The organism is Coprococcus sp. LG101-27, assembly GCF_027695515.1.
Classification (GTDB): domain Bacteria; phylum Bacillota; class Clostridia; order Lachnospirales; family Lachnospiraceae; genus Allocoprococcus; species Allocoprococcus comes.
Map to the genome: position 1 here is coordinate 16384 of NZ_JAQEUJ010000024.1, position 21940 is coordinate 38323.

The following is a 21940-nucleotide window of genomic DNA, read 5'->3' on the forward strand; positions in this document are numbered from 1 at the left end:
CTATGGAAATTGTCTTTCTCTGAAAAACAAAACAGAAGAATGATTATTGGGCTTTTTGCAGAAATAATCAAGCTAAATGAAAATAAAAAATCAGATTTTAAGCGGGTAAAAAATTGAACTTACCCGCTTTTTGAAATGAAATAGGAAAACAAATTTCTGGCAGAACTGCATACAAAAAAATAAAAATACATTTTCAATGCATACAAAAAATTGAACTATCAAAAATACAAAATGGAATAAACTATAACAATTAAAATTGAACTATTATAAAAAGAACTAATAGCAGAAGTTCAAGATAAAGAAAAAATAGTTCAATTTCCATTGCGGCATATACAGACTACAGGTATGTATAGCTGTTTATCCGTGGATAGGTTCTTTGGAAGGAAGTCCTGCTTTTCGAGGAAACTTCTTCCCGGTAGGCTTGATTTTTTTGATCTTTACAAATGAACGGCTAATATCACTGCCTGGAAGCTGGAATACAACTGGTTTATTTTGTGTACCTCCAAGGACATGTACTGCGGTTTTTGCAGCGGAAAGTTCATCGACAATATCACCGGATTTGTAAGAAACAAAGAATCCACCAACTTTTACATAAGGGAGGCAGTATTCGGATAATGTAGATAAATTGGCCACTGCACGTGAAACACAGAGGTCAAACTGTTCCCTGTAGTCTGCCTGACGGGCAAAATCTTCTGCTCTGCCGTGGATTGTATGGATATCCGTAAGATTTAACTCTTCAATCACACTGTCAAGGAAACGGATTCTCTTATTTAAAGAGTCAAGCAACGTGATTTTCAGGTGCGGAAAGGCGATTTTTAAAGGAATTCCGGGGAATCCGGCGCCTGTTCCTATATCGATCACGGTTTGAACTTTACTGATATCCAGGGCCTTTACTAATGCAAGGCTGTCGACAAAATGTTTTTCGTTTACTTCTTCGTACTCGGTGATACCGGTGAGATTCATAACCTTGTTCCATTCCACCAGCATTTCGTAATATTTATCAAACTGATTAAACTGGGTCTGCGTTAATGTGATACCTAATTCTGCAAGCTGTTGCTCAAATTTTTTACTCATATTGCTCCTTTTTCCCCTAAAAGTACACATCTTTGCGGAAAATAAACAGTAATTTACACTGTTTTGCACCAAATAGGTACACAATTTCTGAGAAGATAGCACCTTAAAGGTACATGATAAAGTGATAATGTTTTTAAAAAAATACAATCATGCACCTAAAAGGTATACGAAAAGATGAAAAACATACTTTTTGCCCTATAAAGTACACGATAAAACCATTTCTTTGAAAATAGATGTGTACTTTTTGGGTGATGCCCTCAAAAGTACACATCTATATAAAGGGAAAAACAGAAACCAGAAATAATGGATTCTGTAATATCCCAAAAAAGATCAAAATACAGGTCTGGTTATCTGGTGGTCTAATGTCCTAGATATACCAGTAATACAGAAATATCGGCAGGTGAGACACCGGAAATACGGGATGCCTGACCGATGGAAAGCGGTCGGAACTGCTTTAATTTCTGCACAGCTTCGATTCGCAGGCTCGGAACAGCATCGTAATCGATATCTGCCGGTATTTTCCTGGTTTCAAGCTTTTTAAACTGTTCTACCTGTTTTAACTGGCGCTTGATATAGCCTTCATATTTGATGTTGATATCAATTTGTTCCACAATCTCTCGGCTGAAGCGTTCTGTTCGCATATGGTCGATAGGTTCGAGAAGCTCATAATTCAGCTCAGGACGCTTAATAAGCTCAGCAAGTGTAGATCCTGAAGTAAGAGGCGTACTGCCGCAATTTGTGAGAAAATCCGTGATTTCCTGGGAAGTTCCAACGTTGGTATGCTCGAGCCTGTGGATCTCCTTGCGGATGATTTCTTCTTTGTCTAACAACATCTGGTATCTCTCGTCTGAAATAAGCCCTATTTTGTGCCCTATTTCGGTTAGTCTCTGATCGGCGTTGTCCTGGCGCAGGAGTAACCGGTATTCGGCACGTGAAGTCATCATACGATATGGTTCGTGGCTTTCTTTTGTAACCAGATCATCGATCAGAACACCGATATAAGCCTGGGAACGGTCTAAAATTAACTGTTCTCTTCCAAGAACCTCCAGTGCGGCATTGATTCCGGCAATAAGTCCCTGAGCGGCTGCTTCTTCATATCCCGAACTTCCGTTGAACTGACCACCGCTGAACAAACCATGAATAGATTTGAACTCAAGTGTCGGATGAAGCTGTCTTGCATCGATACAGTCATATTCGATTGCGTAAGCATTTTTAACTATTTTTGCGTGTTCAAGACCAGGCACACTTCTGTACATTTTATATTGAACATCCTCTGGAAGTGAACTTGACATTCCGCCGATGTACATTTCATTGGTTTCCAGACCTTCTGGTTCAATGAACACCTGATGCCGTTCTTTATCGGCAAATTTTACAATTTTGTCCTCGATAGACGGACAATAACGTGGTCCGGTGCCTTCGATCATACCGGAATAAAGTGGGGAACGATCCAAGTTTTTACGGATGATCTCATGGGTTGTAGGATTGGTATAGGTAAGCCAGCAGGAAGCCTGCTCAATCTGCACATCTTCTGGATCCGTTGTGAACGAAAAAGGTACGACCCTCTCGTCGCCGAATTGCTCTTCCATTTTGCTGAAATCAATGCTGCGCTTGTCGATACGTGCCGGTGTACCGGTTTTGAAGCGGTACATCTTAATACCAAGCTCCTTCAGACAGTCGGTCAGATAATTTGCTGCCTGCAGCCCGTTTGGACCGGTATGCGTGCTGACATCACCGTAAATGCATCTTGCCTTTAGGTAGGTTCCGGTACACAGTACAACGGCCTTGCAGCGGTATATAGCACCAGAATAGGTCTGAACGCCCGTTACAGAACCATCTTCCACAAGGATATTGACGACTTCACCTTGCCGGATCTCCAGGTTCTCCTGGTTTTCCAGCGTCTGTCGCATGGTATTGCTGTATTTGTTCTTATCTGCCTGGGCGCGCAGGGAATGAACGGCAGGCCCTTTAGATTTATTCAGCATCTTTGACTGAATAAATGTCTTGTCGATGTTCTTTCCCATTTCACCGCCGAGCGCATCCAGCTCACGTACCAGGTGTCCCTTTGAGGTACCGCCGATATTCGGGTTGCATGGCATCATGGCGATACTTTCTACACTTACGGTGAAAACAATCGTTTTCAGACCGAGTCTTGCGCAGGCAAGGGCAGCTTCGCAGCCGGCATGTCCCGCACCAACTACAACGATGTCGTATGCGTCTTTATTTTCCCATACAGAATTTGCTGAATATTTCATTTACTAAATCTTCTCCTATCGTCTCTCCGGTAATGCTTCCCAGAGATTCATATGCATCCATTAAGTCAATTGTGAAAAAGTCTTCCGGCATCTGGTTTTCAATGCTCTCTTCTACCTTTTTTAGGCTGGAAAGTGCATCGGCAAGAGCTGTTTTGTGTCGGATATTGGTGATATAAACCTCATCGTTAAATGAGATATCACCGTGATAAAACATCTCTTTTAAAGTAGATTCCAGTTCATGGATCCCGGTCTCCTCTTTTGCGGAAATATCGATCATTGGCTTAGTTATCAACGTTTCTAATGCCTTTTTATCAACAACTGTGGATAAGTCACTCTTATTCAGTAGTATCACAGCTTTCTTATCCCGGATCATCTCGATGATCTCGTGATCATTTTCATCAAGAGGTCTGGATGCATCGACCACATAGATGATCAGATCGGCTTTTTCTGCATTTTCTTTTGCTTTATCCACACCGATCTTCTCTACGATATCAGAGGTATCGCGGATTCCGGCGGTATCCATGATGTTTAAAGAAACGCCCTGAAGCTGGATATTTTCCTCCAGAACATCTCTTGTGGTTCCGGCAATCTCGGTTACGATTGCCTTTTCTTCGCCTACCAGAACGTTCATCAGAGAGGATTTCCCGGCGTTCGGTTTCCCGACGATAACCGTCTTGATGCCTTCTTTGATGATACGTCCGTCATCGGCAGTATCCAGAAGACACTGGATTTTCTGCTGCAGATCCTTTACGATGCCCAGGAGACTGTCACCATATCCGTCTACGCTGATATGCTCTGGATCATCAAGTGCACTTTCGATAAAAGCGGTATGGTAAAGGATTACTTCACGGATTTCTTTAATCTTATTGTGGACAGAGCCTTTCAACTGGTTTACCGAGCTTTGTAGTGCATAGTCATTCTTGGAGCTGATGATATCGATCACGGCTTCGGCCTGTGACAGATCCATTCGGCCGTTCAGAAAAGCCCTTTTGGAAAATTCACCCGGTTCAGCAGGTCTTGCACCGTATTTGATCACGGTTTCAAGTATCTTTCTTGTGACAAATACACCGCCGTGACAGTCGATTTCCACAGTATCTTCACCGGTGTAGCTGTGCGGCCCACGCATTAAAAGAACCAGCACTTCATCAATCGTCTGCTCTCCGTCCATGATATAGCCATAGTGAATGGTATGACTTTTTTGTTCGGACAGAAGCTTCGGGCTTTTGCCTTTGTAAATTTTGTCAATAATAGAAAACGCATCTTCTCCGCTGAGACGCACGATTCCGATTCCGGAATTAGTCATTGCTGTGGAGATTGCTGCGATTGTGTCTGTTTTAAATCCCATTTTATTGCTTCCTTCTATACTTTTGTAATAAATGCGATGTTATCATTTTACCCCGAAAGCTGTCAAAATGGAAGTGCCTATTGTGAAAAGTAAAAAAACCACAGCCATTAAATGACTGCGGTTTTTTTACTGTGAACGATTCAGTTATAACGGTGTATGCAACCAATTTGCGTTACTGTTTAACGGCGGTTCGGTGTTACAACAACACGTCTGTATGGTTCTTCGCCCTCGCTGTGGGTAGAAACTCTGTCATCAGCCTGCAGAGCGGAATGGATGATTCTTCTTTCATAAGGATTCATCGGCTCCAGTGAGATCGGCTTTCTGCTTCGTTTTACTTTGTAAGCGATATTCTTTGCGAGATTTTCAAGAGTCTGTTTTCTTCTCTTGCGGTAGTCTTCTGTGTCAAGTTTGACACGTACATAACCATCCTGTGACTTGTTGGCTACACGGTTGGTGAGGTACTGGAGAGAATCCAATGTCTGTCCACGCTTACCGATCAGGATACCCATGTTGTCACCGCTCATCTCAATTGCAAGAGCACCTTCTTCATCAATGGAGGATACGATAGTTACTTCGCCCATTCCCATTGCCTGAAGAACTTCCTGTAAGAATTTCTCACAGATCTTCTGTGTCGCTTCTGTTACAACGGCTACATGAAGTTCTTTCTTTTCTTCATAAACCGGAGCTGCTGCTGTTACGGCAGAGACTGTTTCTGTTTTGTTTTCTTTTACAAATTCTTTCTTAGGCTCCTTTTTGAAGTCCTTTTTCGAATCTTTTTTGTATTCTTTGTGCTCTTTACGTTCTTTGTGTCCAACGAATTCCTTGCGGTCTTTTCGGAAATCCTTCTTGAATTCTTTTTTGATCTCTTCCGGTTTGATTTCTTCGGCTTTGATTTCTTCTGTTACAGTTTTTTTGATACGGGCACGGATAACTGCCTGACGGCTTCCGATTCCGAGGAAGCCTGCACTTCCTTTTTCAATCACGTCATATTCCATCTGATCACTTGCTACGCCGAGCTGGATAGAAGCTTCTGTGATGGCATCGTCTAAAGTTTTTGCTGATACTGTAATCTCATTCATTTGACTTGTCCCCCTATTTCTGGCCTTCGTTAAAGCGCTTTACAAGGTTTGCTTTGTCTGCAAGACTTCCTGCCTTTGCATTTTCATTTTTCTTCTTGGCTTCTTCAAGCTTTTCTTCAAGTTCTTTTGTCTGAGCAGCTGTTCTTACCGGCTCATGAATGTTTTTCACGTTCTTATGAGCCATTTTGTTTACATTGCTTGCATCCACTTCGTTTTTGTTCTTGCGTTTTTTAGCAGCATTTTCCATATTCTCTTTGATCAGTTCATCCATCGGAATCTTATTCAGATGTTTGTTGATAAAGAACTGCTGTACCATACGGACAACGGCACTTGCAACCCAGTAGATTCCAAGACCTGTAGGTAATGTGAAACACATAAATACAGATACAAGAGGAAGGGTAACGTTCATTGTCTTCATGGTTGAAGCCATCTGGTCAGCCTGCGGATTGTTCGTAACTGCAGTTGTCTGCTGAGAAAGCTTCACGCTCAGGTACTGGGAAAGTCCTGAAAGGACAGGAATCAGCACTGCCATGATCACAATTCCCCATGCGCCGGCTTTTACACCGTTGCTAATGAGGTTCATAGGAGTTTCCGCAATGTTAAGTCCAAGGAAGTTATTCATGGACTTTAATGTATCGACGGTGCTGTCGATCGTAGGCTGCAGATCCGGAAGCTTCTTGCCGAGAGTTTCCCAGGTTGAAGTCTGGAATTTGTACAGTACGTCGATCAGTACGTTTTTATCAGAGTAATCATATTTGGAGGCGGACATAAGGATCGGTTTTGCTTCGCCGATCTTTTCCATGACCTTCTGCCATCCATCCTGTGCCATGATAGAGGTAAGAAGCGGTGTGTATACCGCTTTAACCTGCCCAACATAAGCAGGGATGTTGCGGATTACATAGTACATTGCCCAGAGAATTGGGAACTGGATAAACATACTTAAGCATCCGCCGGTCGGTGATACTCCGTATTTTTCATAAACCAATTGTGTTTCTTCCTGCATCTTCTGCATGGAAGCCTGATCATTTTTTCCTTTGTACTTCTGCTGAACCTTCTGGAGCTCAGGGTTCATTGCAGCGGACATCTTGGAAAATTTCTGTTGCTTGATGGTGAGCGGCATCAGTAAAGTGTAGATGACAATTGTCAAAAGAATAATACATACACCCAGGTTGTGAATGCCGATTAAATCCATTACCCGGTAAATACCATCCATGATCTTACCGAGCAGCCAGGCAGCCTGTCCGATGATCGGTGTGCTGACCTGTGTCATTAAAATTCCTGTCATAACCTTTCCTCCATAAACATTTCCGTCCCGGTATTTGGACGGCCTATAGGTTTAAGGCACCGGATCATATCCACCTTTGGCGAATGGATTGCATCTGAGGATTCTCCATACGGTCAGAAGGCCTCCTTTAAACGCACCGTATTTTTCAATGGCCTCCAAAGCATATTCTGAGCAGGTTGGAATGTAAATACAGTGGGTATATACCTTCATAGGTGATAAATATTTTCTGTAAAAACGAATCAAATATAATAATATCTTTTTCATAATTTCAGTGCCTCGTAGTGTATATCCGTCTTCTCGATATACTGAACTGGCTAATTGCAGTCCGAATAAATGTGATGAAGTTTGCCCAGATGGATGAGAGCGCTTTCAATCTCATGGTATGACCGGTCTTTGGCGGTCGTCCTTGCGATGATCACGATATCATATCCACATTGGAACTGTTCTTCGTGTAACCTGTAACTCTCACGGATCAGCCTTGTTAAATGATGTCTTATGATGCTGTTCCCAACTTTTTTGCTGACGGAAATTCCGACGCGGTTGCGTCCGAGATCATTCGCCAGGAGATACATTACAAGGTACTTGTTGCCATAAGGTTTTCCCTTTCTGTATACAGACTGGAAATCCCTGTTTTTCTTCAATGATTCGGAAAATTTCATACTTTATTCTCCCGATTTACATAAATTTGCATAGAAGAAAAGGCCACATATATGTGACCTATGCTGATAATACTTTTCTTCCTTTTGCTCTTCTTGCTGCAAGAACTTTTCTTCCACCTGCTGTGGCCATTCTTGCTCTGAATCCATGAACTTTCGCTCTGGAACGTTTCTTTGGCTGGAATGTCATCTTCATTGATATCCACCTCCTATCGATTTCTTCTTATATGAATAGAAGCTTATTTACGTTTTTAAGACATCGTACTTCATTATAATCAAAAAAGCTGTCTCCGTCAAGCAGTTTTAATAAAGTTTCGACCCTTATTTTAAGGAAATTATGAATAAGTTTATGGTTTTTGATTGATTCTGAAATCGTTTTAAGGTAGAATATAAGAGTATGATTATGCTTATTTTGAAGATGAATGGGGCAGGAATATGGACGTCATAAAAGAAAAATGGGAAGAGATCATTCAAAAGCTAAAAGTAGAATATTTTCTATCGAACATTTCTTTTGAAACGTGGATACGCCCGCTGGAGGTATATGAGATCAGAGGAAACACTCTGTATCTTACCGTTAATTTTAAGGCGAGCATCGAACACATTCAGAATAAATATCTTCTTCCGCTTAAAGTATGCATCGCGGAAGTTACCGGGACAGAGTATCAGATTAAGTTTATTCCCAGAGATCTGCCGCGCGAGCAGCAGCGCAGATATCTGGAGAAGACTGCGCCCGTAAAAGAGAAGACACATAAGCATAAAGAGGTAAGTCCGATAGCTGAAAAAGCGAATCTGAATCCGAAGTATACGTTTGATACCTTTGTGGTAGGAGGGAATAATAATTTTGCACATGCCGCATCACTGGCAGTTGCCGAATCTCCCGGTGAGGTTTACAATCCTCTGTTTTTATATGGTGGGGTAGGACTTGGCAAGACCCATCTGATGCATTCGATCGCGCACTACATACTGGACCGGGAACCATCGAAGAAAGTCCTGTATGTGACAAGTGAGACATTTACCAATGACCTGATCACGGCGATCCGCAACGGAAAGACCGGCAACGATCTGGCGATGAATGCATTCCGCGATAAGTACCGCAATAATGACGTACTTCTGATCGATGACGTACAGTTCATTATCGGCAAAGAAAGTACACAGGAAGAATTTTTCCATACGTTCAATCATCTGCACAATGCCGGAAAGCAGATCGTCATTTCCAGCGACAAACCGCCAAAGGATATGACGACACTGGAGGCGCGTCTGCGGACAAGATTTGAATGGGGACTGATCGCAGATATTTCGGTGCCGGATTACGAAACACGTATGGCGATTCTTTATAAGAAAATAGAACTGGACCAACTGGAAAGATATCAGATTCCGGATGAGGTGATCCAGTATATTGCGATGAACATCAAGACCAATATCCGGGAACTGGAAGGCTCACTTAACAAGCTGATCGCATTATACCGGATCGGTGGAAGAAAGAACTTTGATGTTTCTCTGGCGGCAGATGCACTGAAGGATATGATCGCACCGGACGATAGCCACAAGGTGACGCCGGAGCTGGTTCTGGATGTTGTCTCCGATCATTTTAATGTTTCCGTCTCTGAACTTAAGGGAAGTCGGAGAAATGCAAGAACGGCCGGAGCCAGACAGATCGTGATGTACCTGTGCAGGCAGATGACGGATGCGTCTCTTCAAAGTATCGGTGATCTGCTCGGAGGGCGTGATCATTCCACTGTGAACCACGGTGTGGACAAGATTGCCCGGGATGTGGAAAAAGATGAGACTTTGAGAAATACGATCGAGATCATTCAGAAGAAAATCAGCCCGCTGTAGAAAAGTTTTCCATGATCTGCCAGGGAAGAAAAAGAACTGTCCACGGACTTGTCAAAGCTTTAAATCCTTTCGGATCAAGGCCTTAAAGTACTTGTCCACAATTCAACAGACACTACTAAGATAACTACGGATTTGTTTTATATAAATATATATTTTGCGCGTCGAAAGGAGTTTTACACATTATGAAAATCAGATGTCTTAAATCAGATCTTGTGAAAGGGGTCAGCATTGTATCAAAGGCTGTTCCGACAAAGACAACCATGCCGATCCTGGAATGCATTCTGATAGATGCAACTACAGATATTATCAAACTTACAGCGAACGATATGGAGCTTGGGATCGAGACTGTGATCAGAGGGCAGATCGATGAGAAGGGAATGATCGCACTGGATGCGAGGATTTTCTCAGATATCGTAAGAAAGCTTCCTGATAATGAAATCGTGATTGAAAGTGGAGTGAACTTTCAGACGCTCATTACCTGTGAAAAAGCAAAATTCAATATTTCCGGTAAATCCGGTGAAGATTTTTCTTATCTGCCGTATATTGAGAGAGAAAATCCGGTTTCCATTTCCCAGTTCACACTGAAAGAAGTGATCCGCCAGACCATTTTCTCAATTGCAGACAACGACAGCAACAAACTGATGACAGGAGAACTCTTCGATATGAACGGGGATATTCTGAAAGTGGTATCCCTTGACGGACACCGTATTTCCATCCGCAAGATCGAGCTGAAGGAATCTTATGAACCGAAGAAGATCGTGGTTCCGGGAAAGACCCTGATCGAAGTCAGCAAGATCCTTTCAGGTGAAGCAGACAGCGAAGTGAGACTGTATTTCACAGCCAACCACATTGTATTTGAATTTGATGATACCGTTGTGGTATCCAGACTGATTGAAGGAGAATATTTCCGTATCGAGCAGATGCTGTCCAATGATTATGAGACAAAGGTAAGAATCAATAAAAGAGAACTCCTGAACTGTATTGACCGTGCAACTCTTCTTGTAAAAGAAGGTGATAAGAAGCCGATCATCATCAACATTCAGGATGAAATGATGGAACTTAAGATCAAGTCAGAGAAGGGTACGATGGATGAAGAGATTATGATCACTAAAGAGGGAAAAGACCTCTTGATCGGCTTCAATCCGAAGTTCCTCATTGACGCACTTCGTGTCATTGATGACGAAGAAGTAGATCTTTACTTTATGAATGCAAAGGCTCCTTGCTTTATCAAGGATGAAAGAGAAAGCTATGTATACCTGATTCTTCCGGTGAACTTCAGTGGAGCAGTATAGGAATTTAGAGAGGACAAAAATTATGGAGACAATCAAACTGAGAGATGAATTTATCAAGCTTGGTCAGGCACTGAAAGCAGCAGGTCTTGTAGGATCCGGTGTGGAAGCCAAGGAAGTCATTACAGAAGGTCTGGTAAAGGTTAATGGAGAAGTAGATACCAGACGTGGTAAAAAATTATATGACGGCGACGTTGTTACATTTAACGGAGAAGAGATCAAGATTGAAAAATAGGCTGGCACAGGTATGATTATCAAATCATTAAAATTAAAAGATTACAGAAATTATGAAATATTGAATATTGAATTTGATCATGCCACGAATATTTTTTACGGTGATAATGCGCAAGGCAAGACGAATATCCTGGAAGGGGTGTATTTGTCGGGAACCACGAAGTCTCACAGGGGGACGAAGGACCGGGATCTGATCCGATTCGGGCAGGATGAGGCTCATATTGAGACTGTCATTGAGAAAAATGGCGTTCCATGGCAGATTGATATGCACCTGAAGAAGAACAGTCCGAAAGGGATTGCGATTAACAAGGTCCCGATCCGGAGGGCGAGTGAGCTTTTCGGTCTGACGAATTTTGTGTTTTTCTCGCCGGAGGATCTGAACATTATTAAAAATGGTCCGGCGGAGAGGAGAAGGTTCATGGACCTGGAGCTTTCACAGCTTGATAAGGTGTATCTTAGTGACCTGGCAAATTATAACCGCACACTCAATCAGCGGAACCGTCTGCTGAAGGATGCCTATTACAGAGATGATATACTGGACACACTGGATGTATGGGATATGCAGCTGGTTCAGTATGGAGAAAAGATTATTCAGAGAAGGCTCCGGTTTATCGAGGAGGTTAATGCGATAATCGGAGACATTCACCATAAACTGACGGGAGGCAGGGAAAGGATCGGCCTTTCGTATGAACCTGGATGCGGAGCACTTTCACTTGAGGCGGCGCTTGAGAAGAACAGGGAGCGCGATATCAGGATGAAGAGTACCTCGGTGGGACCTCACCGGGATGATATCTGTTTTATGGCAGGTGGGATCGACATCCGCAGATTCGGATCGCAGGGGCAGCAGAGGACAGCGGCACTTTCGCTGAAACTGTCTGAGATCGAGCTGGTACGGCAGATCATAAAGGATACGCCGGTGCTGCTGCTTGACGATGTATTGTCTGAACTTGACAAACACAGGCAAAACTATTTACTGGACAGTATTCATGATATACAGACTCTGATCACCTGTACGGGACTTGACGAGTTTGTCAATCATCGATTTTCAATAAATAAAGTATTCCATGTTCAGAACGGACATGTATCAAAAGAGAATTAGGAGGATCAATATGAGTGCAGAATATGGAGCAGACCAAATCCAGATACTGGAGGGTCTGGAAGCAGTAAGAAAGAGACCTGGTATGTATATCGGCAGTACATCTTCAAGAGGACTTCACCATCTTGTCTATGAGATCGTTGACAACTCGGTGGATGAAGCGCTTGCAGGATACTGTGATCATATCCAGGTGTTCATCAATCCGGATAATTCAATTACGGTTATAGATAACGGACGTGGTATTCCGGTGGGGATCAACCACAAAGCGGGACTCCCTGCGGTAGAGGTTGTATTCACTGTGCTTCATGCCGGCGGTAAATTCGGCGGTGGAGGATACAAGGTATCCGGTGGACTTCACGGTGTAGGAGCTTCCGTTGTAAATGCGCTTTCTGACTGGCTTGAGGTTGAGATCTGCCACGAAGGGAAGGTGTACAGACAGAGATATGAAAAAGGACATGTTGTTTACAAGCTGAAGGTTGTAGACGAATGTGATCCGGAGAAGACAGGAACAAAGGTAACCTTCCTTCCGGATGAAACTATTTTCGAAGATACAGTATTTGATTATGATACGTTAAAACAGAGATTCCGTGAGATGGCGTTCCTTACCAAGGGACTTCGCATCAGCCTGACTGATCTTCGGGATGAAGAACCGAAGGAAAGAGTGTTCCACTATGAAGGCGGTATCAAGGAGTTCGTTCAGTACTTAAATCGCAGTAAGACTCCGCTTTACGAGCAGATCATCTACTGTGAAGGAACAAAAGATAATGTAGAAGTTGAAGTTGCAATGCAGCACAATGATTCTTATACAGATAACACCTATGGTTTTGTAAATAATATCACAACACCGGAAGGTGGCACCCATGTGGTCGGATTCAGAAATGCGATCACAAAGACCTTTAACGACTATGCGAGAAAGAACAAATTATTAAAAGACAGTGAGCCGAATCTTTCCGGTGAGGATATCAGGGAAGGTCTTACAGCAATCATCAGTGTTAAAATCGAGGATCCTCAGTTTGAAGGACAGACCAAGCAGAAGCTCGGTAACAGTGAAGCGAGAGGTGCGGTTGACAGTATCGTCAGCAGTCAGCTTCAGATCTTCCTTGAACAGAATCCTGCTATTGGAAAATCAATTGTTGAGAAGTCGGTTATGGCGCAGAGAGCAAGAGAGGCGGCCAGAAAGGCGAGAGATCTTACCAGAAGAAAATCCGCACTGGAAGGCATGTCACTGCCTGGAAAGCTTGCAGACTGTTCAGACAAGGATCCATCCAAGTGTGAGATCTACATTGTAGAGGGAGACTCTGCGGGAGGTTCTGCAAAGACAGCCCGTGACAGAGCGACCCAGGCGATCCTGCCACTTCGTGGAAAGATCCTGAATGTAGAGAAGGCAAGACTGGATAAGATCTACGGTAATGCCGAGATCAAGGCAATGATCACTGCATTCGGTACAGGAATCCATGATGATTTCGATATTTCCAAACTGAGATATCACAAGATCATCATCATGACCGATGCCGACGTTGATGGAGCACATATTAGTACACTGCTTCTGACATTCCTCTATCGTTTTATGCCGGAGCTGATCAAACAGGGCTATGTATATCTGGCTCAGCCGCCGCTTTACAAGCTGGAGAAGAACAAGAAAGTCTGGTATGCATACAGTGATGAAGAACTGGCGAAGATCATCAGCGAAGTCGGACGTGATCAGAACAATAAGATTCAGCGATACAAAGGTCTGGGTGAGATGGACGCAGAGCAGTTATGGGATACCACAATGGATCCGCAGCATCGAATCTTAAGAAGAGTGACAATGGACGATGAGACATCTTCCGAACTGGATCTTACCTTTACAACCCTGATGGGAGATAAAGTAGAACCAAGACGAGAATTTATCGAAGAGAATGCAAAATTTGTTAAGAACTTAGATATATAGGAGAATACCAATGGAAGATAATATTTTTGATAAAGTTCATGAAGTGGATATGAAAAAAACCATGGAAGAGTTCTATATCGATTATGCCATGAGTGTTATTGCTTCTCGTGCGCTTCCGGATGTAAGAGACGGTCTGAAACCTGTTCAGAGACGTATTCTTTATTCGATGATCGAGTTGAACAACGGTCCTGACAAGCCGCACCGTAAATGCGCGCGTATCGTCGGTGATACCATGGGTAAATATCACCCGCATGGTGACAGTTCTATTTACGGAGCCCTCGTTAATATGGCACAGGACTGGTCTACCCGTTACATTCTTGTAGACGGTCACGGTAACTTCGGTTCTGTGGACGGCGACGGTGCTGCCGCAATGCGATATACCGAGGCAAGACTTAGTAAGATTTCGATGGAAATGACAGCGGATATCAATAAAGATACCGTTGATTTTGCACCGAATTTTGACGAGACAGAAAAAGAACCGACCGTACTTCCGTCAAGATTCCCGAACCTTCTGGTAAACGGAACCTCCGGTATCGCGGTAGGTATGGCAACCAATATTCCACCGCACAACTTAAGAGAAGTCATCGGTGCGGTTGTGAAAATTATTGATGACCAGATTGAAGATAAAGATGAGACCACGATCGAAGAGATCATGGAGATCATCAAAGGACCTGATTTCCCGACGGGAGCAACGATCCTTGGAACAAGAGGAATCGAAGAGGCTTACCGCACAGGACGTGGAAAGATCCGTGTGCGTGCGGTATCCAATATCGAGCCAATGCAGAATGGAAAGCACAGAATCGTAGTAACCGAGCTTCCGTATATGGTCAACAAAGCCCGCCTGATCGAGAAGATCGCGGAGCTTGTAAGAGATAAGAAGATTGATGGAATCACAGACCTGAGCGACCAGTCAAGCCGTGAAGGTATGCGTGTCTGCATCGAATTGAGAAGAGATGTGAACCCGAATGTCGTTCTGAACCAGCTTTACAAGCATACACAGCTGCAGGATACATTTGGTGTGATCATGCTTGCATTGGTCAATAATGAACCGAAGGTTATGAGCCTTCTGGAAATCCTGAACCATTATCTGAAACATCAGGAAGACGTTGTGACCAGACGTACCAAATACGAGCTGAATAAGGCAGAAGAACGTGCACACATCTTGGAAGGTCTGCTGATCGCCCTGGATAACATTGATGAGGTTATTAAGATCATCCGTGGATCCAAGACCGTACAGATTGCGAAAGCAGAGTTGATGAGCCGCTTTAACTTAAGTGATGCACAGTCCCAGGCTATCGTGGATATGCGTCTGAGAGCTCTGACCGGTCTGGAAAGAGAGAAGCTGGAAACAGAGTATGCAGAGCTTGAGAAGAAGATCGCAGAGTACAAGGCGATCCTCGCAGACAGAAAGCTTCTGCTTGGCGTAATTAAGAAAGAAATCCTTGTGATCTCTGAAAAATACGGAGATGACAGAAGAACAGCCATCGGATTTGATGAATACGACATTTCTACAGAGGATCTGATCCCGAGAGAAGATGTGGTGATCACCATGACTAAGATGGGCTATATCAAGAGAATGAGCAATGATACCTTCAAGAGCCAGAACCGTGGCGGAAAGGGTATCAAGGGTATGCAGACTCTGGATGAAGACTATGTAGAAGAGCTGTTCATGACCAATACTCACCAGTATATTATGTTCTTTACCAATACCGGACGCTGCTATCGCCTGAAGGGATATGAGATTCCGGAAGCAGGAAGAACATCCCGTGGTACAGCAATTATCAACATCCTTCAGCTTCAGCCGGATGAGAAGATCACAGCAATGATTCCGATCAAGGAATTCAAGGAAGGCGACTATCTGTTCATGGCAACCAAGAAAGGTCTTGTTAAGAAGACTCCGATCCTGGATTACGCAAATGTAAGAAAGACTGGACTTGCTGCGATCACACTCCGCGAGGATGATGAACTGATCGAAGTTAAGATTACGGATGACGAAAGAGATGTTATTCTCGTTACGCAGTATGGTCAATGCATCCGTTTCCATGAATCTGATGTACGTTCAACCGGAAGGACCTCTATGGGCGTTCGTGGTATGAATTTAAGTGACCGTGATGAAGTTGTTGCAATGCAGCTTGATGCGCAGGGTGAAGAGCTTCTGATCGTATCTGAAAAGGGTATGGGCAAGAGAACCCGCATGGAAGAATTCACAGCCCAGAACCGTGGTGGAAAAGGCGTGAAATGCTATAAGATCACAGAGAAGACCGGAAATGTAGTCGGTGCAAAGGCAGTAGGTCCGGATGATGAGATTATGATCATCAACACAGATGGTATCGTGATCCGTATGGAATGTGCGGGGATTTCCGTACTCGGAAGAATCACATCCGGTGTTAAACTGATCAATCTGAAGGAACACGAAGAAGTTGCAAGTATCGCAAAGGTACGCAGGGCTTCAGGTGAACTGGAGGAGAACGCAGAAGAGACTGCAGAAGAAGCAAATACAGAAGCAACTGCTGAGACGGTTGTAGAAGAGCAGACAGAAGAATAAAGATCTGAGCGAAAGTAGAAATACAGAAGCAGGATAAATCATAAAGAGACTGGACAGGGAATATGCAAATGCCTTGTCTGGTCTCTTGCTTTGTTTTGTGAGGCTGCATGGAAAGAAATGTTATGGCATGGCTTGCGTTTGCTCTGGTAAAAGCCGGATTAAAAAAACAAAGAAGCCCGGAAACGCTGCAGCAAACAGGCTTTCCGGACTTTGTAGAGGGGGCTGAATTATTATTTTGCCAGACTTCAAATATTCTGGCAGATGCCGTGCATCTTACTGTGCAACAGCTCCGAGTCTTTTGCGGATTTCAGGTCCGATGATCATGGCAATCACCATCTTGATCAGGTCCGCCGGGATAAATGGAATGACACATACTGCAAGGGCAGCAGATACAGTGTAACCTGCCTGAATGCAGAACCATGCAGTTCCGAATGCATAGCAGATTGCAGTTCCAACGATCATTCCAAGAATCTGGATCCATCTCTGACTGAATTTGTCAATTACAATACCGGCAATGATTGCCATTGGGATGAAACCAATGATATATCCGCCAGTTGGTCCGGCAAGCTTTCCGATTCCTCCGGTGAATCCGGAAAATACAGGAAGTCCCACAAGTCCGAGAAGAAGATAAAGGATATAGCTGACGGTTCCCTTCTTCCAATCCAGAAGATAGAGAGAAAGATAAATTGCAAAGTTGGTAAGTGAAATCGGCACCGGTCCGATCGGGATGGAAAGCGGTGCAAGAATGCAGGTGACAGCGGTCATAAGAGCGGTGACAGCCATTGCGTAAGTATTGGTAGTTCTAAGTGTCTGAGTGTTTCCCTGAGCCATGTTAAGTATTCTCCTTTTAGAATGTTAATAATGTTCGGCGTGTCAATAAATTAAGCAGATTCGATCTCGTATGTAAAACCGGCATCCGTAATCGTCCGGATCGTATCTTTGATTCCCTGACCATCTGCGGTCAGATAACCGGAAGCGAAGATGGAATCTACAACGCTGAGAAGCTTCTTTTCTTCACCTTTAAAATAAACCTCACGTCCGGCAGCACAACGGATATCTGACTGCGGAACCAGAAGTCTTGCAAGGCAGAGAACCTTCATGCAATACTCAGTTGTGAGTTCGGAAATATCAGCATCACCGAGCGGAGTTCCCGGAATTGGCAACAGGAAGTTGATCGGCAGAGCTTCCGGCTGGATCTCACGAAGCTCCAGAAGCATATCAACAACATCCTCTTTGCTTTCGCCCATTCCAATGATTCCGCCACTGCAGATTTCAAATCCAAGTCCCTGAAGCATTTTGATATTCTGAACGCGCTGCTCAAAAGTATGGGTAGAACAGATGTGACTGTAGTAAGCCCGGCTGCTGTTCAGGTTGTGGTTGATCCGGTCGAGTCCGGCTTCTTTTAACATTAGAGCCTGTTTTTCAGTAAGAAATCCGATGGAACAGCAAAGGTGGGTTCCGTCTTCCTTCATCTTGCGGATCTTAGAAGCCAGTTCTTCGATCTCTTCGTCGGTGAATTTCATACCGCTGAGTCCGATGCAGTGTCTGGAAAGATGATGTTCATTTACAAAATCATTATCTTTATATAACTTCTCATCAGCTACCCACTTATATTTGTCGATATCGGCTTTTGAACGACAGGATTGTGCACAGTAAGCGCAGTCCTGTGAGCAGTTACCGCTGCGGGCATTGGTAAGAATATGAATACTTACATGATTGCCCTTATATTTTCTGCGCAGTTTTTCAGCTTGTGCAATGAGCTGATCGAGTTCTTCGTCCGGTGTATTCAGGATTGCAATCGCATCTTCTCGTGAAAGCACCGGATCTGTAGTTGTTTCAATTTCAGAAATCATAAGTAAACCTTCCTTGGTAAAAAAATATCAAATACATTCCACACTTTACCATGCAAAAGAAAGAATGTCAACTTAAAATTTTATAAGGTTAACAATTGGAGGTAATACAGGTTTATTTGAAGATGATTACATTGCAGATGAAAAAAAACCATAGTATAATAAAAATCAGATTATGAAATGCAGGAGGAAAAACCAATGCGTACATTGAACGTGGAAGAGATTTCAAAGAATATCAAAGAAATGTGCATTGAAGCGAACCATTTTCTTTCAAAAGATATGGACATTGCGATGAAAAATGCAGTTTCAACAGAGAAGTCACCACTGGGGAAAAAGATATTAAGCCAGCTTCAGGATAATCTGAAGATCGCCGGAAAAGATATGATCCCAATCTGCCAGGATACTGGAATGGCAGTCGTATTTCTTGAGATCGGACAGGATGTACATTTCGAAGGCGGCAACCTGGAAGATGCGGTAAATGAAGGGATCCGTCGGGGGTATGTTGACGGATATCTGAGAAAATCCGTCGTGAAAGATCCGATTCTCAGAGAGAATACAAAAGATAATACACCGGGAATCATTCATTATAAAATTGTTCCGGGCGATCAGGTGAAGATCAAGGTCGCACCAAAAGGCTTTGGAAGCGAAAATATGAGCCGTGTATTTATGCTGAAACCGGCAGACGGAATCGAAGGAGTAAAGGAAGCGGTTCTTACGGCAGTAAAAGATGCCGGTCCGAATGCCTGCCCTCCGATGGTTGTCGGCGTGGGAATCGGCGGCACATTTGAAAAATGCGCACTGATGGCAAAAGAAGCACTTACAAGAGAAGTCGGAAGCCATTCAGACATTCCATATGTAAAAGAACTGGAAGAAGAATTACTGGAGCGGATCAACAAGATTGGAATCGGACCGGGCGGACTTGGGGGAAGTACAACCGCGCTGGCTGTCAATGTCAACACTTATCCGACTCATATTGCCGGACTTCCGGTAGCTGTAAATATTTGCTGTCATGTTAACCGCCATGTGATCCGCACTATTTAATTTACCGGGGGGATCCTGAAAAGACTTTCCGTGCCGAAGATATGTACTCGTGCGAAGATGAAGCATGTTACAAATGGTTTCTGCCCGGTGAGAGGATGTGTAATATTTAAAGGAAAATGAAAAGAGGATAATTATGAATACAAATGTAGACGTAGACGCAATGCGAAAAGATGCGGTTGAGATTTTTCAGAAAGGGTTCGCCTGTTCAGAGTCGGTGATCTATGCGATCAAAAAGGGCTTTGATCTTGATCTGTCAGATGATGCGATCGCTATGTCATCCGGATTCCCGTGGGGGCTCGGAGATGGTGGCTGTATTTGTGGTGCGCTTGCAGGAGCAACCATGTGCATCGGCTATTTTTTCGGAAGAAGAACACCTGGAGATGAAGCCTTTTTGAAATGTCAGCGGCTGACGAAAGAGTTTCACGACGCATTTAAAGAACATTGCGGAGCAACCTGCTGTCGTGTGCTGACAAGAGGAAAAGAAAAAAATTCTCCGGAGAGAAAAGCACAGTGCATTAGTTTTGTAGACTTTACAGTTGAGAAACTGGCTGAAATTATTTTAAGAGAATTATAAGACTCCTGTTAGCAGTTAAAAACGCCGCAGCAGAATACAGAAAAAGAATCAGGAAGGAAAAGGATATGGAAAGACATATTACAGTTCCAGTAGCAAAGGAAGAAATACAGGATTTAAGAGCAGGAGATTATGTATATCTTACGGGAGTTATTTATACTGCCCGTGATGCTGCTCATAAAAGAATGGATGAAGTGCTTTCGGAAGGAAAAGAGCTTCCACTTGATATTAAGAATCAGATGATTTATTATATGGGACCATCTCCGGCGAGAGAAGGAAGACCGATCGGCTCAGCAGGACCGACAACAGCAAGCAGGATGGACAAATATGCACCACGCCTTCTGGATCTGGGGCTTGGCGGAATGATAGGAAAAGGGAAAAGAAGTCAGGCTGTCCAGGATGCGATCGTGAGAAATAAAGCAGTTTATTTTGCAGCAGTCGGAGGAGCAGGCGCGCTTCTTTCAAAATGTATCAAAAGAGCAGATGTGATCGCATATGATGATCTTGGCACAGAAGCGATCCGCCGCCTGGAGATCGAAGATCTTCCGGCAATTGTTGTGATCGACTCCGAGGGCAATAATTTATACGAGACAGCCGTCAAAGAGTATGCGGAGGAATAGGGAATGAATTGTGTGAAAAGAATTGCACTTATGGTAATTCGGAATATTCTGCTTGTTCCGTTTATGTGGTGCAAGCTGTGTTACTATGCCGCGCACGTAGACAAGTATCCGGAGATCACCCGATATAAGCTTCTGAAATATATTGTCAAAAGAGCCAATAAAGGCGGAAATGTAACAATCGAGGCATATGGAAAAGAAAATATTCCCAAAGAGGGAGGGTTTATGTTTTTTCCGAATCATCAAGGGCTTTATGACGTACTCGCAATTGTTGATGCCTGCCCGCGTCCATTTTCTGTGGTGGCAAAAAAAGAAGTGGCAAATGTTCCACTTCTCAAGCAGACATTTAAATGTATGAAGGCCTACATGATCGACCGCGAAGATATCCGCCAGTCTATGCAGGTGATCATGGATGTTACAGAAGAAGTAAAGAAAGGAAGAAACTATCTGATCTTTGCAGAAGGAACCCGCTCAAAGATGGGAAACAAGCTTCTTGAGTTTAAAGGTGGAAGTTTCAAGGCGGCAACAAAAGCGAAATGCCCGATCATACCGATTGCGTTGATCGATTCTTTTAAACCGTTTGATACAAATAGTATCGCACCGGTAACGGTACAGGTACATTTTTTGGAACCAATTTATTATGAAGAATATCAGAATATGAAGACGACAGAGATCGCAAAAGAAGTAAAAAGAAGAATAGAAGAAACCATATCTGAATATGAACCAAAGGAAGCATAAAATATAGATAAGGTAAAAAGAGACAGACTCTTTGCTAGATATAGTGAAAAAGAGTCTGTTTCTTCTATATGTAGATAATTAGAAAACAAACTCAAAAAAAGAAAAAAATAATCGAAAAAACCGTTGACAGAAAGAAGGTTCTTGGGTATAATTATCAATGCGCTGTGAAGTTACATTAAAAGTATGTAAACACACAGTTAAATACAGACCTTGGATCGGGCTGAGGAGAAATACTCAAGAGGCCGAAGAGGCGCCCCTGCTAAGGGTGTAGGTCGGGCAACCGGCGCGAGGGTTCGAATCCCTCTTTCTCCGTTTTGTTTGAAAATAACTTCTGAAAAAAAACTTCAAAAAAGTTGTTGACAGACAAAGAGATATATGATAATATATCAGAGCTGCTGCTTGAGAGATTCAAAAAAGCAACAAAAAATAATTTAAAAAAGTTGTTGACAAACATGAAATGCTTTGATATAATATAAAAGCTGTCGCATGAAACGGCAACAAC

General features: G+C 43.3%; 20 protein-coding genes and 1 tRNA gene. 11 read left to right on the top strand and 10 right to left on the bottom strand.

Translation table 11 applies throughout. The features are described 5' to 3' along the window. Positions 1-357: 357 nt before the first annotated feature. The 8 genes from rsmG to rpmH form a co-directional block, all read right to left on the bottom strand. Positions 358-1074 (bottom strand): 16S rRNA (guanine(527)-N(7))-methyltransferase RsmG, encoded by a 717-nt coding sequence (gene rsmG, locus PG766_RS13785; protein WP_008371371.1) that lies wholly within the window; start codon positions 1072-1074, stop codon positions 358-360. A gap of 359 nt (positions 1075-1433) precedes the next feature. Further along, complete coding sequence (mnmG, locus tag PG766_RS13790; protein WP_117824055.1) at positions 1434-3326, bottom strand: tRNA uridine-5-carboxymethylaminomethyl(34) synthesis enzyme MnmG; 1893 nt, start codon at positions 3324-3326, stop codon at positions 1434-1436. After that, complete coding sequence (gene mnmE, locus PG766_RS13795) at positions 3292-4671, bottom strand: tRNA uridine-5-carboxymethylaminomethyl(34) synthesis GTPase MnmE (protein ID WP_117824056.1); 1380 nt, start codon at positions 4669-4671, stop codon at positions 3292-3294. The genes mnmG and mnmE overlap by 35 nt, the downstream gene beginning before the upstream one ends. A gap of 179 nt (positions 4672-4850) precedes the next feature. After that, positions 4851-5750, bottom strand: coding sequence for an RNA-binding cell elongation regulator Jag/EloR (jag, locus tag PG766_RS13800; RefSeq protein WP_117559191.1), 900 nt, complete (start codon positions 5748-5750; stop codon positions 4851-4853). A gap of 13 nt (positions 5751-5763) precedes the next feature. Next, positions 5764-7035: a YidC/Oxa1 family membrane protein insertase gene (locus tag PG766_RS13805; RefSeq protein WP_117559189.1), complete on the bottom strand. Its 1272-nt coding sequence runs from the start codon at positions 7033-7035 to the stop codon at positions 5764-5766. Between the two features lie 51 nt (positions 7036-7086). Further along, positions 7087-7299: a membrane protein insertion efficiency factor YidD gene (yidD, locus tag PG766_RS13810; RefSeq protein ID WP_008371384.1), complete on the bottom strand. Its 213-nt coding sequence runs from the start codon at positions 7297-7299 to the stop codon at positions 7087-7089. Positions 7300-7349: 50 nt separating this feature from the next. After that, positions 7350-7694: a ribonuclease P protein component gene (gene rnpA, locus PG766_RS13815; RefSeq protein ID WP_008371385.1), complete on the bottom strand. Its 345-nt coding sequence runs from the start codon at positions 7692-7694 to the stop codon at positions 7350-7352. 58 nt (positions 7695-7752) lie between these two features. After that, positions 7753-7887: a 50S ribosomal protein L34 gene (rpmH, locus tag PG766_RS13820; protein WP_022220244.1), complete on the bottom strand. Its 135-nt coding sequence runs from the start codon at positions 7885-7887 to the stop codon at positions 7753-7755. 239 nt (positions 7888-8126) lie between these two features. Here rpmH and dnaA point away from each other — a divergent pair, with 239 nt between their 5' ends. From dnaA to gyrA, 6 genes are all read left to right on the top strand, one after another. Then, a complete protein-coding gene (gene dnaA / locus PG766_RS13825) occupies positions 8127-9527 on the top strand; it encodes a chromosomal replication initiator protein DnaA (RefSeq protein WP_118199610.1) in 1401 nt (466 codons plus the stop codon). Between the two features lie 182 nt (positions 9528-9709). Continuing rightward, positions 9710-10819 carry a DNA polymerase III subunit beta gene (dnaN, locus tag PG766_RS13830; protein ID WP_118199609.1) on the top strand — a complete coding sequence of 370 codons (1110 nt, stop codon included), beginning with the start codon at positions 9710-9712 and terminating at the stop codon, positions 10817-10819. A 22-nt stretch (positions 10820-10841) separates the two neighbouring features. Then, on the top strand, positions 10842-11051 hold the full coding sequence (locus PG766_RS13835) for an RNA-binding S4 domain-containing protein (protein ID WP_022220243.1): 210 nt from the start codon (positions 10842-10844) through the stop codon (positions 11049-11051). A 12-nt stretch (positions 11052-11063) separates the two neighbouring features. Then, entirely contained in the window at positions 11064-12149 is a 1086-nt protein-coding gene (gene recF, locus PG766_RS13840) for a DNA replication/repair protein RecF (protein ID WP_008371390.1), read from the top strand. A gap of 10 nt (positions 12150-12159) precedes the next feature. Beyond that, on the top strand, positions 12160-14076 hold the full coding sequence (gene gyrB, locus PG766_RS13845) for a DNA topoisomerase (ATP-hydrolyzing) subunit B (RefSeq protein ID WP_022220242.1): 1917 nt from the start codon (positions 12160-12162) through the stop codon (positions 14074-14076). Positions 14077-14086: 10 nt separating this feature from the next. Further along, positions 14087-16621 carry a DNA gyrase subunit A gene (gene gyrA, locus PG766_RS13850; protein ID WP_118199608.1) on the top strand — a complete coding sequence of 845 codons (2535 nt, stop codon included), beginning with the start codon at positions 14087-14089 and terminating at the stop codon, positions 16619-16621. Positions 16622-16894: 273 nt separating this feature from the next. Here gyrA and PG766_RS13855 read toward each other — a convergent pair whose 3' ends face one another. Beyond that, on the bottom strand, positions 16895-17452 hold the full coding sequence (locus tag PG766_RS13855; protein WP_008371393.1) for a biotin transporter BioY: 558 nt from the start codon (positions 17450-17452) through the stop codon (positions 16895-16897). Between the two features lie 50 nt (positions 17453-17502). Continuing rightward, positions 17503-18474: a biotin synthase BioB gene (gene bioB / locus PG766_RS13860; protein WP_117559177.1), complete on the bottom strand. Its 972-nt coding sequence runs from the start codon at positions 18472-18474 to the stop codon at positions 17503-17505. Between the two features lie 195 nt (positions 18475-18669). On the opposite strand from bioB, the gene PG766_RS13865 reads away from it, so the two are divergent. The 5 genes from PG766_RS13865 to PG766_RS13885 all read left to right on the top strand — a co-directional run bounded on the left by PG766_RS13865 (position 18670) and on the right by PG766_RS13885 (position 21750). Beyond that, positions 18670-19512 (top strand): fumarate hydratase, encoded by an 843-nt coding sequence (locus PG766_RS13865; protein WP_055248668.1) that lies wholly within the window; start codon positions 18670-18672, stop codon positions 19510-19512. A gap of 133 nt (positions 19513-19645) precedes the next feature. Further along, the gene (locus PG766_RS13870) at positions 19646-20086 is read left to right on the top strand and encodes a C-GCAxxG-C-C family (seleno)protein (protein ID WP_022220240.1); all 441 of its coding nucleotides are present in this window, start codon (positions 19646-19648) and stop codon (positions 20084-20086) included. A 65-nt stretch (positions 20087-20151) separates the two neighbouring features. Then, positions 20152-20703: a Fe-S-containing hydro-lyase gene (locus tag PG766_RS13875; RefSeq protein WP_055158083.1), complete on the top strand. Its 552-nt coding sequence runs from the start codon at positions 20152-20154 to the stop codon at positions 20701-20703. A gap of 12 nt (positions 20704-20715) precedes the next feature. Next, the gene (locus PG766_RS13880) at positions 20716-21438 is read left to right on the top strand and encodes a lysophospholipid acyltransferase family protein (protein WP_055158168.1); all 723 of its coding nucleotides are present in this window, start codon (positions 20716-20718) and stop codon (positions 21436-21438) included. Positions 21439-21662: 224 nt separating this feature from the next. Next, positions 21663-21750, top strand: a tRNA-Ser gene (locus PG766_RS13885). The last annotated feature ends 190 nt before the right edge of the window (positions 21751-21940 follow it).

Excerpts from the sequence above, each read along its gene's own strand:
- rpmH (WP_022220244.1), bottom strand. The coding sequence starts at position 7,887 with ATGAAGATGACATTCCAGCCAAAGAAACGTTCCAGAGCGAAAGTTCAT.
- rsmG (WP_008371371.1), bottom strand. The coding sequence starts at position 1,074 with ATGAGTAAAAAATTTGAGCAACAGCTTGCAGAATTAGGTATCACATTA.
- dnaN (WP_118199609.1), top strand. The coding sequence starts at position 9,710 with ATGAAAATCAGATGTCTTAAATCAGATCTTGTGAAAGGGGTCAGCATT.
- jag (WP_117559191.1), bottom strand. The coding sequence starts at position 5,750 with ATGAATGAGATTACAGTATCAGCAAAAACTTTAGACGATGCCATCACA.
- recF (WP_008371390.1), top strand. The coding sequence starts at position 11,064 with ATGATTATCAAATCATTAAAATTAAAAGATTACAGAAATTATGAAATA.
- gyrB (WP_022220242.1), top strand. The coding sequence starts at position 12,160 with ATGAGTGCAGAATATGGAGCAGACCAAATCCAGATACTGGAGGGTCTG.
- bioB (WP_117559177.1), bottom strand. The coding sequence starts at position 18,474 with ATGATTTCTGAAATTGAAACAACTACAGATCCGGTGCTTTCACGAGAA.
- PG766_RS13835 (WP_022220243.1), top strand. The coding sequence starts at position 10,842 with ATGGAGACAATCAAACTGAGAGATGAATTTATCAAGCTTGGTCAGGCA.
- PG766_RS13855 (WP_008371393.1), bottom strand. The coding sequence starts at position 17,452 with ATGGCTCAGGGAAACACTCAGACACTTAGAACTACCAATACTTACGCA.
- PG766_RS13870 (WP_022220240.1), top strand. The coding sequence starts at position 19,646 with ATGAATACAAATGTAGACGTAGACGCAATGCGAAAAGATGCGGTTGAG.
- rnpA (WP_008371385.1), bottom strand. The coding sequence starts at position 7,694 with ATGAAATTTTCCGAATCATTGAAGAAAAACAGGGATTTCCAGTCTGTA.
- mnmE (WP_117824056.1), bottom strand. The coding sequence starts at position 4,671 with ATGGGATTTAAAACAGACACAATCGCAGCAATCTCCACAGCAATGACT.
- PG766_RS13875 (WP_055158083.1), top strand. The coding sequence starts at position 20,152 with ATGGAAAGACATATTACAGTTCCAGTAGCAAAGGAAGAAATACAGGAT.
- yidD (WP_008371384.1), bottom strand. The coding sequence starts at position 7,299 with ATGAAAAAGATATTATTATATTTGATTCGTTTTTACAGAAAATATTTA.
- mnmG (WP_117824055.1), bottom strand. The coding sequence starts at position 3,326 with ATGAAATATTCAGCAAATTCTGTATGGGAAAATAAAGACGCATACGAC.
- gyrA (WP_118199608.1), top strand. The coding sequence starts at position 14,087 with ATGGAAGATAATATTTTTGATAAAGTTCATGAAGTGGATATGAAAAAA.
- dnaA (WP_118199610.1), top strand. The coding sequence starts at position 8,127 with ATGGACGTCATAAAAGAAAAATGGGAAGAGATCATTCAAAAGCTAAAA.
- PG766_RS13865 (WP_055248668.1), top strand. The coding sequence starts at position 18,670 with ATGCGTACATTGAACGTGGAAGAGATTTCAAAGAATATCAAAGAAATG.
- PG766_RS13805 (WP_117559189.1), bottom strand. The coding sequence starts at position 7,035 with ATGACAGGAATTTTAATGACACAGGTCAGCACACCGATCATCGGACAG.